The organism is Tropicimonas isoalkanivorans, from assembly GCF_900112335.1.
In the GTDB taxonomy this organism is placed as follows: domain Bacteria; phylum Pseudomonadota; class Alphaproteobacteria; order Rhodobacterales; family Rhodobacteraceae; genus Tropicimonas; species Tropicimonas isoalkanivorans.
This window is the reverse complement of the sequence record NZ_FOLG01000005.1, coordinates 41,938-57,946: the sequence shown is the minus strand read 5'-3', so window position 1 is coordinate 57,946 and position 16,009 is coordinate 41,938. Positions and strand designations below refer to the sequence as shown.

Here is a 16,009-nt window from a genome sequence, read left to right as displayed (position 1 = left end):
TCCCCGCCTCTCACCAAAAGAATGGTTAATGTTGCGACGGTTGCGGTTTAGATTTGGTTAACGCGAGGACTTGCGGCCAGACGTCCGGGTCCGCAACGGCCTTGTCCCTGTTTGAAATTTCCGAGAACCCGATTATCATCCCTTCGATTTCGGCGAATTCCGTGACCGGCCGGCCGGTGAAGGGGCAGGCGGCGTTGACCGAGGGGCCGTCTGGCAGGGCACGTGCGGGAGAGGGGACGGGGCCGGGCCAGTTCGAGCGGGGATAGCCGCGTTCGTACCATGGCAGGATATGCCCACCGGAGAGCGCCATGGCCCGCCAGCGCCGAAAGGCGGGATCGCGAAGATGTGCCGCCACGTAGGCGCGGGCCGTCGCGGAGACGGACAATCCGTAGCCCGCGATCCGGGCTGCCACCGGTGCATAGAATGCATCCGCGATTGAGTAGGTGCCGCACAGCCACGGGCCTTCCGAGAGGCAGATCGTTTGTGCGTAGTCCCACATGTGTTCGATGCGCCGCAGGTCGTTGCGCAACTCTGGACTGACCGGCACGTTGCGGTAGGCGCGATTGAGGTTCATGGGGCATTCCGAGCGCAACGTCGCAAATCCCGAGTGCATTTCGGCCGACAGGCTACGAGCGATGGCGCGCGCAGTTGCGTCGCGGGGCCAGAGGCCAAGATCCGGGTGGCGGCTGCAAAGTTCTTCGGCAATTGCAAGCGAATCCCACACGACGGTCCCGTCCGGCGTCCGCATGGTTGGAACGGTGCGCGCAGGTCGGTGCGGCGCAACCTGTGCCGCGACGCTATCCTGCAGGAAACTTACCATTATTTCTCTCACCGGCAGCCCGAAACGGTCGAACAACAGCCACGCGCGAAGCGACCAGCTGGAGTACGCAGGATCTCCGATGAGAAGCTCGTAGGACATGGCAGGAAACTAGATGCCGAGGGGGTGTATCACCAGAAAACGTTTGCACCCCGAACTACTGCGATGGGGTGATGGTCTACGGCAAATGGTTCACCAGTTCGGCCGTCCAGCGCGTTCCGTCCCAGGCAAGTCGGGTGACGGAAAGGGGGGCAATCGTCTCCGCTAGAACCTCCGCCGGCGTGCAGGCGCGCGCCCGCATCACCTGCGACAGGATTGGGCCGAAATGGGAGACGGCAATGATGTCGCCTTCCTCGCCAGTCAGCCAGTCGACGACCCGGTCGACACGGCGGGACAGATCGTTCCAGCTTTCGCCTCCCGGTGGGCGAACGTCGCCCGGGCTTTCCCAGTAGAGGCGGGCAAGCTGTGGATCTTGCGCGTCGACAGCGTCGAAGGTTTTTGCCTCCCACGTGCCAAAGTGGATCTCCCGCAGTCCGCGTTCGTGCGGCAGACGTGCCCTGCCGCGCTGAAGGGCGTCGGCCGTGGCGACGGCGCGGACCAGATCGGAGGAGACGATGGCTGCCTCCGCTGGGAGAAAGTCCGCCAATCTGTCCAGTTGCGGGATGTCGGACAGGTCCGCGGGGACGTCCGTCCACCCGTTCATGTCTCGTCGCCCCGTGGGTCCGTGGCGCACCCACCACCAGTTCACCATTCCACCATCTCCGGCAACGCCCCCTTCAACGTAAGCGGAAGGCCCGCCATCACGGCCACGACCAGGTCCGCGCGCTCTGCGAGCAGGCGATTCAGCCGTCCCTGAAGGTCCCGGAAACGGCGTCCGAGAAAATTTTCCGGAACAATTCCTTGACCTATCTCGTTTGAGACTATGACGATAGGAGAGGCACAGCCGTGAAGAGCTTGGAGCAGGCAAGAAATCTCGGAATCCATATCAGCTTCGGCGAGAAGTCGGTTGCTCAACCACATGGTTGCACAGTCGATCAGAACGCGGCGCTGCCCCGGGATGTTCCCGATGACCTCGGGAAGCGTCTGCGGAGCTTCGATGGTTTCCCATTGGGTTCCACGCATCTGCCTATGCGCGGCGATTTTTGCCTCCATCTCGGCGTCGAACGCTTGGGCAGTAGCGATGTAGATCTTTTCGCTGCCAACCTCGCGCATCAATCCCTCCGCAAATGCGGATTTGCCGGAACTTGCGCCTCCCAGCACCAGGGTCAGTTTCGGCATCATTTGCAGGCTGCTCCGATTGAGTGATCCGGTGTTCAGCTATGCGCGTAAAAATTGCAACCCGCCAAAATTCCCTCTCCCAGGGCACGACCACGGAAGGATAGCCGATGGCTCGAGATGAATCTCAGGACTTGAACATTTCCAGACACGCGATGGCTGCCGAATTGCTCGACGCCGACACGGAGCTCGCCCTCGCGCGCGCCTGGCGAGACGATCGTGATGAAAAAGCGATGCACCGTCTTGTGACCGCCTATATGCGTCTCGCGATTTCCATGGCGTCGAAGTTCCGCCGCTATGGGGCGCCGATGAACGATCTCATTCAAGAAGCGTCCCTCGGGCTCATGAAGGCAGCGGAGAAGTTTGATCCGGACCGTGGCGTGCGGTTTTCGACCTACGCCGTCTGGTGGATCAAGGCGTCGATCCAGGACCATGTGATGCGTAACTGGTCGCTCGTTCGGACGGGGTCGACCTCCAGTCAAAAGGCGCTGTTCTTCAATCTGCGTCGCGTGCAGGCTCGCCTCGAACGGGAGGCGGAAGTGGCCGGGATGCCGCTCGACGGGGCGCAACTGCGCCAGCGGATCGCGACAGAGATTGGCGTGCCCTTGCAGGACGTGGAGATGATGCAGGGCCGTCTATCGGGGAGCGACTTCTCGCTGAACGCCACGCAATCTTCGGATGAGGAAGGCCGGGAATGGATGGAGACCATCGAAGACGATGGCCCCGACGGTGAAGCTACTGTTCAGCGCGATCACGATGAGGAAGCGCTGCGCGGGTGGCTGCTCTCCGCGTTGACCCGCCTGCCGGAGCGCGAGCAGTTTATTGTGCGCGAGCGGAAACTGCGCGACGCGCCACGTACGCTTGAATCGCTCGGTGACGAACTTGGGCTCTCCAAAGAGCGTGTGCGGCAGCTCGAGTGTGCGGCCTTCACCAAGATGCGCAAGACGCTGGAAGGGCAATCGCCAGAGGTGTATCAACTCTTGGCATGAGATTGCCGCTGATTACCCTTGCTTTCGCGGTCGGTGCCACAACGGTTCCGGCCGCTCAAATTGAGTCCATCGACCAATTGGATGCCACCGACGCTCAGGTGTTCCTGCTGGGCGAGGTTCATGACAACCCGGCACACCATCAGAATCAGGCCGAGGCTGTCGCGGCTATTGCACCGACGGCTCTCGTGTTCGAGATGCTGACGGCAGAGCAAGCCGACATCGCGAATGGCCTAGATCGCACCGATGTGAATGACATGGCGGAGGCGCTTGATTGGGCTCACGGCGGTTGGCCTGACTTCACCTATTATCACCCAATTTTCACTGCCGCTCCGAACGCGCCGATCTACGGCGCGGCAGTCCCTCGGGAGGACCTGTCCGACGCGGTGCGGGAGGGGGCGGCTGCAGTGTTCGGGAGCGATGCCGAACAGTTCGCGTTGGGACCACTGCCGACGGACACGTTGGAGGAGCGTAAGGCGTTCCAGATGGAGGCCCACTGCAACGCGCTGCCGGAGGATATGCTGGGCGGGATGGTTGAGGCCCAACGGCTGAGGGATGCTTGGTTCTCCAAGGTGGCGCTTCAGGCGCTGGACGAAACCGGTGGGCCGGTCGTCGTCATTACCGGCAACGGCCATGCCCGGAAAGACCGCGGGATGCCCGTTGCACTGGCGTCGGCCGCGCCAGACGTGACCGTGGTGAGCCTTGGTCAGTTCGAATCCCCGTTCGAGGACCCGCCGGAGGCCGTGCCCCATGATGTGTGGCTTGTGACCGAACCTGCCGAGCGTGAAGACCCATGCGCGGTGTTTCAAAAGGGATGAGGCGCGTGGAAGACGGCTACTCTGGCGACACCCTCCGGCATTGAGTGGCGAAGGAAAGGGACTTTGACCAAATCGACCCAGCGGATCTACCTGGACTGGAACGCGACGGCGCCGCTGAGGAACGAGGCGCGCGAGGCGATGCTCGATGCGATGGAGCTTGTTGGCAATCCGTCGTCGGTGCACGCCGAGGGTCGGGCGGCGAAGCGTCTGGTGGAGCAGGCACGCGCCCAGGTGGCGTCGGCGCTTGGAGCGGAAGGCGCGGACATCGTCTTCACCTCGGGCGCGACCGAAGCGGCGGCGCTGGCGCTCGCGGGGCGGGGCCTCGTGGGGGCGCCAATCGAGCACGACGCCGTGTCAAGTTGGGTGGACCCGGTGCTCCCGGTCACGCCGGAGGGTCTGGTGGACGTGGAGGAGCCGGCACGCTCCACCTTGCAACTTGCCAACTCGGAGACCGGCATTCTCCAGACCCTTCCAGAGGGCTTGGCGGTCAGCGATATGACCCAGGCATTCGGCAAAATTCCCCTCGCCTGCAACTGGTCGGGCTGCGATATGGCGCTGGTCTCCGCTCACAAGCTGGGAGGGCCGAAGGGGGTGGGCGCGCTCGTTTTGCGCCGCGGACTGGACGTGGACCCCCGAATCCTCGGCGGCGGACAGGAGATGGGGCGACGTTCTGGCACCGAAAACCTGATCGGAATCGCCGGTTTTGGCGCCGCTGCGACCGCTTCTCAGCGCGATTTGGAGGCGGGGGCCTGGGAGCGGGTCGAAAAGCTTAGAAACATTCTAGAGAAAGCGCTGGAATCTTCCGCAAAGGATATTATTTTTGTCGGGAAAGGCGCGCGGCGACTCCCCAACACCTCGTGCATTGTCGTGCCGGGGTGGCGGGGCGAGACCCAAGTCATGCAGATGGACCTCGCGAGCTTTGCGATATCGGCGGGGTCGGCCTGTTCCTCCGGCAAGGTGAAGGAAAGCCGGGTGCTGAGAGCGATGGGACTCGGCGACGGGGCGGCGTGCGCGATCCGGGTCTCGATCGGGCCCGATACGACAGAGGATGAGGTGATGCGGTTTGCCGAAGCATGGTCGGCCGCGTACCGCAAACGGATAGCCAGGGCGGGGTGAACCGCCGGACGACGGAATGGAGTGCACATGACCTCAGTGGAAGAGAAGCTGGACGTCCGCGAAGGCGTTGACCGCGAAACCGTCGAGACCGTCCGGAACATGGGCGCCTACAAGTATGGTTGGCAGACCGACATCGAAATGGAATATGCCCCCAAGGGCATCAACGAGGACATCGTCCGCCTGATCTCGGAGCGTAATGGCGAGCCGGAGTGGATGACAGACTGGCGCCTGGCCGCGTTCCGCCGCTGGCAGCAGATGGAGCAGCCCGACTGGGCGCTTCTGAATGTGCCGGCGATCGATTACCAGGAGCAGTATTACTATGCCGCCCCGGTCTCCATGCACGAAAAGCCGAAATCGCTCGACGATGTCGATCCGAAGCTGCTGGAAACCTACGAGAAGCTGGGCATCCCGCTCAAGGAGCAGATGATCCTGGCGGGCGTCGAGGGCGCGGGCGAGGCGCCGCAGGAGGGGCGGAAGGTCGCCGTGGATGCGGTGTTCGATTCGGTGTCGGTCGGCACGACGTTCAAGGCGGAGCTGGCCAAGGCCGGCGTGATCTTTTGTTCGATCTCGGAGGCAATCCGGGAGCACCCGGAGCTTGTGAAAAAATACCTCGGCTCTGTGGTGCCGCAATCCGACAACTTTTTTGCGACGCTCAATTCGGCGGTCTTCTCCGATGGCTCCTTCGTTTATGTGCCGCCCGGGGTGCGCTGCCCGATGGAGCTGTCGACGTATTTCCGGATCAACGCTGAAAACACCGGCCAGTTCGAGCGGACCCTCATCATTGCCGACAAGGGCTCCTATGTCAGCTACCTTGAGGGGTGCACGGCACCGCAGCGCGACATCGCGCAGCTTCATGCGGCGGTGGTGGAGATCGTGGTCCTCGAAGACGCCGAAGTGAAATACTCCACCGTCCAGAACTGGTACCCCGGAGATGAAAACGGCAACGGTGGCATCTATAACTTCGTGACGAAGCGTGCCGACTGCCGCGGAGACCGCTCGAAGGTGATGTGGACTCAGGTCGAAACCGGCTCCGCGATCACGTGGAAGTATCCGTCCTGCGTTCTGCGGGGCGACGACAGCCAGGGCGAATTCTATTCCATCGCCATCACCAATAACTATCAGCAGGCCGATACCGGCACGAAGATGGTCCACCTTGGCAAGAACACCCGCAGCCGGATCGTGTCGAAAGGAATTAGCGCGGGCCACGCGCAGAATACGTATCGCGGATTGGTGTCGGTGCATCCCCGCGCCAAGGAAGCCCGCAACTACACCCAGTGCGACAGCCTGCTGATCGGTTCGACCTGCGGGGCGCACACCGTTCCCTATATCGAGGTGAAGAACAATTCCTCGCGGGTGGAGCACGAGGCGACCACGTCCAAGGTCGACGATGACCAGCTTTTCTACTGCCGCCAGCGCGGCATGGATGAAGAGGAAGCAGTGGCGCTGGTCGTGAACGGGTTCTGCAAGGATGTGCTACAGGCGCTGCCGATGGAGTTCGCGATGGAAGCGCAGCAGCTCGTGGCGATTTCGCTGGAAGGGTCTGTGGGGTAGCGATTTTTCCGCCGAAACGTCTTGCCGGGCCCCAGTGTAGGGCACGGGTCAGACCTTACATCGCGCTCCTTTGGCTCCGCAGGGGGAGATACCAAATGATTGTTACCACCACATTGGCGGTCGAAGATCGGCAGACCGAAGTGTCCTGCGGCATTTCGCGTGGGGAGGCGATCGATATGGAATCCGCGCCTCGCTATAGGTTCTGCGGCATAGAGCGACACGCCGCAAAACGAGCCGTGCTTGAGAGCGCTGCGAACACGGTCGTTGTGGACTATGACGCTATGAACGCTACCTGCCATGTGTTGGCCACGGGCACCGCGGTCAGGCTCGGATAAGTGCTTATTTCGTCGAAATATCGCCCGGATTCTCTCCGAAGTTGTGCCCAGACACTCAGACGTAAGGGTAACGATTATGGCTATCGCCGCAGATCAGGGATTCACCAAACGCATCGCTCGGATCGAAGCGGGCAAGCAGTGGACGCCCGAGGGCGTGATCGTTCCGAAACGCGGCAAGCGGCGCAAGGCGGACATCAATCGTGGCAGCCGGCGGATGTCGTTCTTTCTGGCGCTCGTGCTGGTCAGCGGCACCTGGATCGCCTTTTCCAGCCACGATCCGGAACTCGCAAACCAAGTGGCCTCGGACGGGGCAGACTTCGTTGTGATGGCGGTCAGGACTGTCGCGGACCTCTGACGGCGCTCCGCCAACCCAACAATTCGAACAAATTGGTCGGCCCCTCCGCGGGTGCCGGCCTTCTTTGCATGTGAGGATGAGAAATGCTTGAGATCAAGAACCTGCACGTCAAACTCGAAGAAGAGGACAAACAGATCCTCAAAGGTGTCGACTTGACCGTTGAGGCCGGCAAGGTGCATGCCATCATGGGGCCGAATGGGTCAGGGAAATCGACACTGTCCTACGTGCTGTCTGGGCGGGACGGCTATGTGGTCACCGAGGGCTCGGCCCAGCTTGACGGGCATGATCTGCTCGAGATGGAAGCCGAGGAACGGGCCGCGGCGGGTCTGTTCCTCGCTTTTCAATATCCGGTCGAAATCCCGGGGGTCGGCAATATGACCTTCCTGCGGACCGCGGTGAACGCTCAGCGCAAGGCGCGTGGGCAGGAGGAACTTAGCGCCGCCGACTTCCTGAAGTTGGTGCGCGAAAAGGCGAAGGCGCTCCAGATCGACGCGGACATGCTCAAGCGCCCCGTCAACGTCGGGTTCTCCGGCGGGGAGAAGAAGCGCAACGAGATCCTGCAGATGGCGATGCTGGAACCCAAGCTCTGCATCCTCGATGAAACTGACTCCGGCCTCGACGTGGACGCGATGAAACTTGTCGCGGACGGCGTGAACGCGCTGCGTGATGAAGGTCGCGGATTCCTCGTGATCACCCATTACCAACGTCTGCTGGACCACATCGTGCCCGACGTGGTGCATATCATGGTGGACGGTCGCATCGTGAAGAGCGGCGGGCCGGACCTGGCGCTGGAAGTCGAAAATCACGGCTATGCCCGCATCCAGGCGGAGGTGGCCTGACATGGGTTTGCCGCAACAGAAACTGGACGCCACGGAAGAGCGGCTTGCCGCCATTCAAGTGCCGGAAAGCGGTGCCTGGTTGAGCGACGCACGTCAGGCGGCCTTGGGGCGGGTGCGCTCGATGGGCCTGCCGCACGCCCGCGACGAATACTGGAAGTACACAAGGCCGCAGACGCTAGTTCAGCCCGAAGTGCCCCACGCGAAAGTCTTCCAAGCCTACGAGTCGGCGGTGTTCGACGACATCGAGCGGCTTCGCATGGTCTTTGTCGATGGTGTTTTCGATCCCGAGGCGTCGGACGACCTCACGCTCTCCGGCGTCGAGATCGAGCCGCTGCACGCGGCTGGCGCTGCGGATATTCACTGGGCGCGGGACCTCTACGGCGTGCTGGAAGCGCGCGGGCAGAGCCCGGTGGAGCGATCCCTGGCGGCTCTGAACACGGCCTGTGCAAATGCGGGGGTTCTCATCCGCGTGACCGGCAAGGCCGATAGGCCTGTCAACCTGACGTACCTGCACCAGACGGAGGACGCGGACGTCGTCATCCATAATGTGGTGAAGGTGGAAGAGGGGGGCGACCTGACGCTTCTGGAGAACGGTCCTGGAGGGGCGCGACTGAACAAGGTGATGGAGGTCGACGTGGCCGATGGCGGCGCATTCCATCACGTCCGCACGCAAGGGCGCGCTCATGAACGGCGCGCGGCCACCCATGTTTTTGCCCGGCTGGGGCGGGAAAGCACGTTCAAGTCCTTCACGCTGACCGTCAACGGCGCGCTGACTCGCAATGAGGCGGTCATCGAACTGACTGGAGACGATGCCGTGGCCCACGTGGCGGGCGCCGCGCTTGGAGACGGCGCAAGCGGAGATTTCCACCACGACGACACGGTTTTCATTACGCACGACGCGGTGAATTGCGAAAGCCGGCAGGTGTTCAAGAAGGTTCTGCGAAACGGAGCCGTAGGCGTCTTCCAAGGCAAGATCCTGGTGAAGGACGGTGCCCAGAAGACCGACGGGTATCAGATCAGCCAGTCGCTGCTTTTGGACGACGACAGCCAGTTCCTGGCCAAGCCGGAACTTGAGATCTACGCCGATGACGTGGCCTGTTCGCACGGCTCCACGTCCGGTGCGATTGACGAGGAGGGACTGTTCTACCTGCGCTCGCGTGGCGTGCCGCGAGAGATTGCAACCGATCTGATGGTCGTGGCCTTCGTTGCCGAGGCGATTGATGAGATCGAGGACGAGGCGATTGCCGCCGATGTCTTGAGCCGGCTGCAGGCCTGGCTGGAGCGGCGCAGGGGCTGAGGCGTGGCCGTCACGTCAGAAATCCTGCGCACCTATCGGGCGCCGCGTCGGGTGATGCGGCGCCTTCTGACCGGATTGCATAACGACGATCGGCCGGAGGCGCGGGCGCTCGTCTTTCTGCTTCTGGGCTGCTTCATCGTGTTCCTGTCCCAGGTGCCGGGCATCATGGCCTTCGACATGCCGGCGGAGGACGCGCCACCGCTGGAGGCCCGCGTGGGGATCACGTTTTTCGCCTGGCTGTTCGTCTGGCCGCTCCTGTTCTACCTGCTTGCCGCCGTCGCCCACCTGGTCGCTCGTCCTTTGGGCGGGCAGGGAACCTTTGCCGACGCGCGCGTCGCACTGTTCTGGACGGTTCTGGCCGTGTCGCCCCTGATGCTGGTGCGAGCTGTGGTTCAGGCCGCGGCTGGGCATGGGGGAGCGACCCTCATTCTGGATCTTGGTGTTGCCCTTGCCTTCTGCGTGCTGTGGGGCCTATCGCTGGTGGAGGCCGAAACAGCGGCCGCAGGCAAGTGAAAAGACCGATGAGCGATACGTTTCCCACACTGTTCAGCCTCGTTCAGGCCACGCTGCGCGACCCGCGCGCGGCGGCACGCCATATCCTCGCGCTGCAGTTGCCCGAGCGCATCTTGTGGGAGGGGCTGGCGCTCGGTGTGCTGCTGACGGTTATCCTGCTGGAAGGCATGGTTCTCATGGCCACGCAGGATGCAACGGACCCGACGACCCAGATGCTCGGGGAGGTCTACGGTCAGCCGTTCCTTGTGACCCTCGGGCAGGCGATCAATAGCGCCATCATGGTTTTCGCCGTCTTCCATGTGGGCCGGATCTTCGGTGGTACGGGTGACCGCGCCGGCGCCATCGCGCTCGTCGCCTGGCACCAGATGGTCATGCTGATCGCGGGTATTGGCGCCGTTGTGATCGGGGCGGTCGTTCCCGCCGTCATGCCGGTGCTGCTGATCGGCTTGATCGGCTTCTATTTCTACCTGCTGACGCAGTTCGTCTGCGCCCTGCATGGGTTCGACAGCGGCGTACCCGTGTTCGGGATGATTATCCTGACGATGATCGGGATCTACCTGCTGATATCCGTCGTGACCGGGCTGCTGGCTGCGATCTTTCTTGGAGCCCCTCCGAATGTATGACGTCCACGCAATCCGTCGCGATTTCCCGATCCTCTCCCGCGAGATCAACGGCAAGCCCCTGGTCTACCTCGACAACGGCGCCTCCGCGCAGAAACCGCAAGTGGTCATCGATGCCGTGACGCGGGCGTATTCGGAGGAATACGCCAACGTACACCGTGGCCTGCACACGCTGTCCAACATCGCCACGGAGAAATACGAGGGCGTCCGGAACACTATCGCGCGCTTTCTGGGCGTGGCGGACGAGCGTGAGATCGTCATGACGTCCGGGAGCACCGAGGGGATCAACCTTGTCGCCTATGCCTGGGCCGCGCCACGCTTCGAGCCGGGGGACGAGATCGTGCTGTCGGTGATGGAGCACCACGCCAATATCGTGCCTTGGCATTTCCTGCGGGAGCGGCAGGGTGTCGTGCTGAAATGGGTCGACGTGGACGTCAACGGAGATCTCGACCCGGAAGCGGTGATCGCCGCCATCGGACCGAAAACCAAGCTGGTGGCTCTCACGCACATGTCGAACGTGCTGGGCACAGTTGTGGACATGAAGACCGTGGTTGCGGGCGCGCACGACAAGGGCGTGCCTGTTCTGGTGGACGGCAGCCAGGCGGTGGTGCACGCGCCTGCGGACCTGGATGCGATCGGGGCGGACTTCTACGCGATAACCGGCCACAAGCTCTACGGCCCGTCCGGCTCAGGGGCGCTCCACATCCGCAAGGAGCGCATGGAGGAGATGCGCCCCTTCTTCGGCGGGGGCGATATGATCCGGGAGGTTCACAAGGACCAGGTGACCTATGCCGACCCGCCAATGAAGTTCGAGGCCGGAACTCCGGCGATCGTGCAGCAGATCGGCCTCGGGGTGGCGCTGGAGTACCTGATGGAACTGGGCATGGAGAACGTCGCCGCCTATGAACGTGGTCTGCGGGACTATGCACGTGACCGGCTGGAGGGGATCAACTGGCTGAACCTGCAGGGTCGCTCAGCGGGCAAGGGGGCAATCTTTTCCTTTACGCTGGAGGGCGGGGCGCACCCGCACGACATTTCGACCGTGCTCGACAAAAAGGGCGTGGCCGTGCGCGCCGGCCATCACTGCGCCGGTCCTCTCATGGACCACCTCGGTCTTACGGCGACCTGCCGGGCTTCGTTCGGCCTCTACAACACGGCGGAGGAAGTCGACGTGCTGGTCGATGCGCTGGAACTGTGCCATGAGCTCTTCGCCTGACCGTCCGGTCAGAGGAAAAACACCAGGCACAGAATGATGATCGTGGACGCGATCAGGAGCGGGAAGCCCCAGAGCGTTACGTGCCAATCGACCGCCGCGGCGCGTTTCTCCCGGTCGGCAACCGCGAGGCGGCGCAACGCGACGTTGTAGGCCACGGATGCAACCGAGACGGCGAACATCGCAAGCATCAGCGAATCCAGGAAGGTCAGGTATCCCAGGCGGGGCAGATCCCCCGAAATCGCGAAGTTGTAGGCTATGAAGGCCAGCAGGTTGCCGGCTGCGACGTCAATTCGGCGCCTGTATTCCTCGAGAAACAGGTTCGCCCAGGTGACCGTCAGGAGCAGAAGGAGCGGCACGAAAATCCGGGCCCAGTAGTAGAGAAGGTGGCGGTGGGCCGAGAATCCCAACGAAAAACGGGACGAGTCGAAGCCGGAAATTCCCTCCACCTCATCGACTTCGGTCCACGTGTCACTGACGACCCACTCCTCCTCGCCGAGTGTATCGCCCACGCCGTTGGCATCGGCCATTGGGACGAAGCGTATGAATTCACTGGGTAGATTAGCGAGAATCCTGAGGTAAAAGGCTTGGCGATCGAAGGGAAAGTGCCTGAAATCGAAATCGGGCGCTTGCAGCGTTACGATGACTTCCTGCGCAAGAAGGGCTGATCCGTCGGCCGCCCATGTGACGTAAAACGCCTTGTCGAAGCTTCGCGTCTGCTGGTTCTCGATGCTGAAGGCCGGCACCCCGATGCCGTTCTCCCGGGCGTACCGAAGAAAGCTGTCGGCCGTCATGGTGCGGAAGGGACTCTGCCCGTCCGGTGGATCGAACGAAAGCGCGTCGTCCTGCCACCGCATCCGAATTCGAGCGACCACCCCGAAATTCTCCGACTTCTGATCGACGCCGGTTATCTGCGTAATGCGAACGCCCACCGCCACATCCAGCGGTTCATCTGGAGCCGCCCGGTTGATCAACTGCTGGCGAAAGCCATTATTTTGCGCGAGCGTCGCGTCTGCCATGGCCGTCAAGCCCATTGCAGACAGGGCCAGACAGAGCAGCAAGTGCTTCAATTTAAACACGGTCCACGCCCTCAGGCAGTCCACGATGTGCAAGCGTAGCGCGTGATGCATCTTCAAGCTATCCGAATGAAGCTTGATGTTGCAGGCCTTCGCACGAACGGCTATACGCCTGCAGCACGCACCCGTAGCTCAGCTGGATAGAGCGCTGCCCTCCGAAGGCAGAGGTCACAGGTTCGAATCCTGTCGGGTGCGCCATCTCACGGTTGTTGCTGCGAAAAGAGCCTAATGCCTTGAACGGTAAGGCTAAATTAAATGTTCGAAATCCCTTGTTTCGGCAATAGGGCAAAGGCTCTAGGGTCAGGACTCATAGCCAAAAGATGACGGTTGCTGCGAGCACGATAGCGGAGAGGAAGACCTTCGGGCATCTGTCATATCGGGTTGCGACGCGCCGCCAGTCCTTGAGCCTGCCGAACATGATCTCGATCCGCTTGCGTCGCTTATATCGGCGCTTGTCGTATTTGACGGTGGCCTCGCGCTGGTTCCGACCCGGAATGCAGGCGCGTATCCCCTTGTCCTTCAATGCGCCTCTGAACCAATCGGCGTCGTAGCCTCGGTCTCCAAGCAGCCAGTCCACGTCCGGCAGATTGCCCGGCCGAGCCCGCGCGCCGATGTAATCGCTGACCTGTCCGGCGGTGACAAAGAGGTTCAGCGGCTGTCGCAGATAGCGTGCATATTGGTATTCATGCCGCCCTTGGTCCAGCCAATCAGACGGCCGCGCCCCCTTTTTCGCGGCCAAGCTGGTCGCGGTCCGGTGTGCCTTCAGATAGGTCGCATCACTCAGGACCGTCTTCTCCTCGCCGTGCTCGGCGGCCAGGCCAGCCATGATCAGCGCGAAGAAACCCTTGTCGCTCCACCGCTTCCGACGGGTGTAGAGTGTCTTGTGCGGGTCATATTTCGAAGGCGCATCACGGCCAACGCAACCCATTGCGACCTATAAAGATAATCCCACTCAGCACACGTCGGTCATCGACGCGCGGCTTGCCTTGGCACTTCGGGGAGTAAGGCTCCAGACGCGCCATCGGCGCGTCCGGGATCAGGAACCTGAAACCGTAACCGAGGGCCGCATCCGGGTCCGGCACATTGTTCTATCTTCAACCAAACAAGCACCGGTTCGTAGTTGGAGGTCACGTCCGTCAATGTGGTGGAAATAGTGAGATGGCCTGAGGTCATGATCAGGCGGCCGAGGTTGTTAGGCTGAGAAGAGGATCGGTGTCGGCGGCGTCGATCTGCGCAAAGGCCTCGACCTGCATGTAGCGGTGCTGTGTCTGCCATTCGTCGTTCTGCTCGAACAGGACGGCGCCGATCAGGCGGGTGATGGACTCCTCGTTGGGGAAGATGCCGACGACGTCAGCGCGGCGCTTCACCTCCTTGTTCAGGCGCTCGATGGGGTTGGTGCTGTGCAACTTGGCGCGGTGCTGCGCCGGGAACGCCATGAAGGCCAGCACGTCGTGCTCGGCCTCGTCCATGAGTGCCGAGAGCTTTGGCCAGCGGGCGCGCAGCTGATCGGCGACGTGGCGCCAGGTCTGACCGGCACTTTCGCGGTCGGGCTGGTTGAAGGCCTGGCGGATCGCCGCGGCCACCATCGTGTGCTGTCCGCGCTGAACATCGGCCAGGGCATTGCGCATCCAGTGCACGCGGCAGCGCTGCCAGATCGCATCGAACACGCGCTTGATAGCCGCCTTCAGGCCGGTATGGGTGTCCGAGATCACCAGCTTGATCCCGTCCAGCCCGCGTGCCTTGAGGCCACGCAGGAACTCCGTCCAGAAGGTCTCGGCCTCCGAAGGGCCGGTGCCCAGGCCGATGATCTCGCGCCGGCCGTCGGTGTTGACCGCCACGGCGATTATTGCGGCGACCGAGACGATCCGGCCGCCCTGGCGCACCTTCAGGTAGGTGGCGTCGAGCCAGAGGTAGGGCCAATCGCCGGCAAGCGGCCGGTGCAGGAATTCGCCGACCCGCTCGTCGATGTCCTTGCAGAGCTTCGACACCGTGCTTTTGGAAATTCCCGAAAGCCCCATCGCCTGCACCAGCTCGTCCACCCGACGGGTCGAGACGCCGTCGATCCAGGCCTCCTGGATCACCGCCACCAAGGCTTTTTCGGACGTTCTGCGCGGCTCCAGAAAACCCGGGAAGTAGGACCCCTGCCGCAGCTTCGGGATCCGCAGGTTCAGCGTGCCGAGGCGGGTATCGAGGCTGCGGTCACGATAGCCGTTCCGGTAGGTCGTGCGGGCATCGGCGCGTTTATGGCGGCCGGCGCCGATCAGACCTTCGACATCGGCCTTCCATGATCAGCTGCAACACAGCCTCAGCGACGGCCCGGAGAAAATCGCCGTCATCGTGCTTCTCAAGCAGCTCGGCAAGGGACATGGTGGTCTTGGTCATCGTGGGTTCCTTCGGTGACGGGTTGAAGTCGGCAAACTCCACCCCGACCGTACACCTTGATGGCCACCCCGCTTTCACCGACAAGCGGCGCCGAAATTCCACCACCTCCTCGGACACTAATTAGTTGGATGAATTTTTGAGTTCGAGTCCGTTTTTCGCTTGCGCACCTCCGGAACCAAGCCTAGATAAGCATCTCCTAACGCGGGGTGGAGCAGCCCGGTAGCTCGTCAGGCTCATAACCTGAAGGTCGTAGGTTCAAATCCTACCCCCGCAACCAAAAATACAATGAAAAACAGACGCTTACGACGGCGCCCGCAAAGGCGCTCGTAAGCTGTTTTTTCTTGCTCACCACTTGCTCACCAAAACGCCTGTTCTCCAGACGTGCTCTCATTTGCCGGTCATAGCGGTGTTCGCTGACTCTCGATGAACTCGTGTTTTGCGGCGCCGACCGTCACCCCTACGAACGCTATCTCGACCTAAACGGCGTCGAGCACCGTCGGACGAAGGTGAAAACGCCAAAGACGAACGGTTTCGTCGAACGTTTCGACGGCACCGTCGTCGACGAGTTCTTTCGGGTGAAGATGCACGAGTCCCTCTAGAGACGGTCAAAGCGCTTCAGGCCGATCTCGACACGTGGCTGCTCCACTACAAGACCGAGAGCCTGCATCTCGGCTATCGCAACCAGGAGCGCCGCTCCAGCAGAACCGTCATGTCATTCGTTGACCAAGAAGGTTAGGTCGTCCCCCTTAGGTCTTGACCCGCGCAACCGGTATTCGGGGTGACGAAAGACTTTGGAGTACAGAAAAAACCCATTGG

Annotated in this window: 15 protein-coding genes, 2 tRNA genes and 3 pseudogenes; 13 read left to right on the top strand and 7 right to left on the bottom strand. The window is 62.1% G+C overall.

Annotated elements, in window-relative coordinates:
- Nucleotides 1–25 precede the first annotated feature (25 nt).
- From BM075_RS25110 to cobU, 4 genes and pseudogenes are all read right to left on the bottom strand, one after another.
- The gene (locus tag BM075_RS25110; RefSeq protein ID WP_342741246.1) at nt 26–574 is read right to left on the bottom strand and encodes a glutathione S-transferase family protein; all 549 of its coding nucleotides are present in this window, start codon (nt 572–574) and stop codon (nt 26–28) included.
- Nucleotides 575–688: 114 nt separating this feature from the next.
- Nucleotides 689–919, bottom strand: a pseudogene (locus BM075_RS25105) (glutathione S-transferase N-terminal domain-containing protein); the annotation flags it as partial.
- A 76-nt stretch (nt 920–995) separates the two neighbouring features.
- Complete coding sequence (locus tag BM075_RS10475; protein ID WP_245758813.1) at nt 996–1,520, bottom strand: histidine phosphatase family protein; 525 nt, start codon at nt 1,518–1,520, stop codon at nt 996–998.
- 41 nt (nt 1,521–1,561) lie between these two features.
- On the bottom strand, nt 1,562–2,098 hold the full coding sequence (gene cobU, locus BM075_RS10470; RefSeq protein ID WP_093360631.1) for a bifunctional adenosylcobinamide kinase/adenosylcobinamide-phosphate guanylyltransferase: 537 nt from the start codon (nt 2,096–2,098) through the stop codon (nt 1,562–1,564).
- A 104-nt stretch (nt 2,099–2,202) separates the two neighbouring features.
- On the opposite strand from cobU, the gene BM075_RS10465 reads away from it, so the two are divergent.
- The 10 genes from BM075_RS10465 to BM075_RS10415 all read left to right on the top strand — a co-directional run bounded on the left by BM075_RS10465 (nt 2,203) and on the right by BM075_RS10415 (nt 11,738).
- Nucleotides 2,203–3,081, top strand: a complete 879-nt coding sequence (locus BM075_RS10465) for an RNA polymerase factor sigma-32 (RefSeq protein WP_093360630.1) — start codon at nt 2,203–2,205, stop codon at nt 3,079–3,081.
- Nucleotides 3,078–3,896 (top strand): ChaN family lipoprotein, encoded by an 819-nt coding sequence (locus tag BM075_RS10460; RefSeq protein ID WP_093360629.1) that lies wholly within the window; start codon nt 3,078–3,080, stop codon nt 3,894–3,896. Before BM075_RS10465 ends, BM075_RS10460 begins: the two co-directional genes overlap by 4 nt.
- 63 nt (nt 3,897–3,959) lie before the next feature.
- Nucleotides 3,960–5,012, top strand: a complete 1,053-nt coding sequence (locus BM075_RS10455; RefSeq protein ID WP_245758812.1) for a cysteine desulfurase family protein — start codon at nt 3,960–3,962, stop codon at nt 5,010–5,012.
- 27 nt (nt 5,013–5,039) lie between these two features.
- Entirely contained in the window at nt 5,040–6,563 is a 1,524-nt protein-coding gene (gene sufB / locus BM075_RS10450; protein WP_093360628.1) for a Fe-S cluster assembly protein SufB, read from the top strand.
- 411 nt (nt 6,564–6,974) lie between these two features.
- Entirely contained in the window at nt 6,975–7,253 is a 279-nt protein-coding gene (locus BM075_RS10440) for a hypothetical protein (RefSeq protein WP_093360626.1), read from the top strand.
- Nucleotides 7,254–7,336: 83 nt separating this feature from the next.
- A complete protein-coding gene (gene sufC, locus BM075_RS10435) occupies nt 7,337–8,092 on the top strand; it encodes a Fe-S cluster assembly ATPase SufC (protein ID WP_093360625.1) in 756 nt (251 codons plus the stop codon).
- 1 nt (nt 8,093) lies between these two features.
- Nucleotides 8,094–9,389, top strand: a complete 1,296-nt coding sequence (locus BM075_RS10430) for a SufB/SufD family protein (RefSeq protein ID WP_093360624.1) — start codon at nt 8,094–8,096, stop codon at nt 9,387–9,389.
- A 3-nt stretch (nt 9,390–9,392) separates the two neighbouring features.
- Nucleotides 9,393–9,902 (top strand): YIP1 family protein, encoded by a 510-nt coding sequence (locus BM075_RS10425; RefSeq protein WP_093360623.1) that lies wholly within the window; start codon nt 9,393–9,395, stop codon nt 9,900–9,902.
- A gap of 8 nt (nt 9,903–9,910) precedes the next feature.
- The gene (locus tag BM075_RS10420; RefSeq protein ID WP_093360622.1) at nt 9,911–10,525 is read left to right on the top strand and encodes a YIP1 family protein; all 615 of its coding nucleotides are present in this window, start codon (nt 9,911–9,913) and stop codon (nt 10,523–10,525) included.
- Complete coding sequence (locus BM075_RS10415) at nt 10,518–11,738, top strand: cysteine desulfurase (RefSeq protein WP_093360621.1); 1,221 nt, start codon at nt 10,518–10,520, stop codon at nt 11,736–11,738. Before BM075_RS10420 ends, BM075_RS10415 begins: the two co-directional genes overlap by 8 nt.
- 8 nt (nt 11,739–11,746) lie before the next feature.
- Here BM075_RS10415 and BM075_RS10410 read toward each other — a convergent pair whose 3' ends face one another.
- Nucleotides 11,747–12,814 (bottom strand): ligand-gated ion channel, encoded by a 1,068-nt coding sequence (locus BM075_RS10410; protein WP_177208313.1) that lies wholly within the window; start codon nt 12,812–12,814, stop codon nt 11,747–11,749.
- A 118-nt stretch (nt 12,815–12,932) separates the two neighbouring features.
- Here BM075_RS10410 and BM075_RS10405 point away from each other — a divergent pair.
- A tRNA-Arg gene (locus tag BM075_RS10405) sits at nt 12,933–13,009 on the top strand.
- Nucleotides 13,010–13,118: 109 nt separating this feature from the next.
- On the opposite strand, the gene BM075_RS10400 is transcribed toward BM075_RS10405, so the two are convergent.
- Nucleotides 13,119–13,739: an IS5 family transposase gene (locus BM075_RS10400; protein WP_245758811.1), complete on the bottom strand. Its 621-nt coding sequence runs from the start codon at nt 13,737–13,739 to the stop codon at nt 13,119–13,121.
- Between the two features lie 247 nt (nt 13,740–13,986).
- A pseudogene (locus tag BM075_RS10395) lies at nt 13,987–15,193 on the bottom strand (IS256 family transposase).
- A gap of 200 nt (nt 15,194–15,393) precedes the next feature.
- On the opposite strand from BM075_RS10395, the gene BM075_RS10390 reads away from it, so the two are divergent.
- Both BM075_RS10390 and BM075_RS10385 read left to right on the top strand, forming a co-directional pair.
- Nucleotides 15,394–15,470 (top strand) — tRNA-Met (locus tag BM075_RS10390).
- Nucleotides 15,471–15,627: 157 nt separating this feature from the next.
- Nucleotides 15,628–15,929 (top strand): annotated as a pseudogene (locus BM075_RS10385) (integrase core domain-containing protein); the annotation flags it as partial.
- Between the last annotated feature and the right edge of the window lie 80 nt (nt 15,930–16,009).

Excerpts from the sequence above, each read along its gene's own strand:
- sufB (WP_093360628.1), top strand. The coding sequence starts at position 5,040 with ATGACCTCAGTGGAAGAGAAGCTGGACGTCCGCGAAGGCGTTGACCGC.
- BM075_RS10430 (WP_093360624.1), top strand. The coding sequence starts at position 8,094 with ATGGGTTTGCCGCAACAGAAACTGGACGCCACGGAAGAGCGGCTTGCC.
- BM075_RS10460 (WP_093360629.1), top strand. The coding sequence starts at position 3,078 with ATGAGATTGCCGCTGATTACCCTTGCTTTCGCGGTCGGTGCCACAACG.
- sufC (WP_093360625.1), top strand. The coding sequence starts at position 7,337 with ATGCTTGAGATCAAGAACCTGCACGTCAAACTCGAAGAAGAGGACAAA.
- BM075_RS25110 (WP_342741246.1), bottom strand. The coding sequence starts at position 574 with ATGAACCTCAATCGCGCCTACCGCAACGTGCCGGTCAGTCCAGAGTTG.
- BM075_RS10400 (WP_245758811.1), bottom strand. The coding sequence starts at position 13,739 with ATGGGTTGCGTTGGCCGTGATGCGCCTTCGAAATATGACCCGCACAAG.
- BM075_RS10475 (WP_245758813.1), bottom strand. The coding sequence starts at position 1,520 with ATGAACGGGTGGACGGACGTCCCCGCGGACCTGTCCGACATCCCGCAA.
- BM075_RS10440 (WP_093360626.1), top strand. The coding sequence starts at position 6,975 with ATGGCTATCGCCGCAGATCAGGGATTCACCAAACGCATCGCTCGGATC.
- cobU (WP_093360631.1), bottom strand. The coding sequence starts at position 2,098 with ATGATGCCGAAACTGACCCTGGTGCTGGGAGGCGCAAGTTCCGGCAAA.
- BM075_RS10420 (WP_093360622.1), top strand. The coding sequence starts at position 9,911 with ATGAGCGATACGTTTCCCACACTGTTCAGCCTCGTTCAGGCCACGCTG.
- BM075_RS10465 (WP_093360630.1), top strand. The coding sequence starts at position 2,203 with ATGGCTCGAGATGAATCTCAGGACTTGAACATTTCCAGACACGCGATG.
- BM075_RS10415 (WP_093360621.1), top strand. The coding sequence starts at position 10,518 with ATGTATGACGTCCACGCAATCCGTCGCGATTTCCCGATCCTCTCCCGC.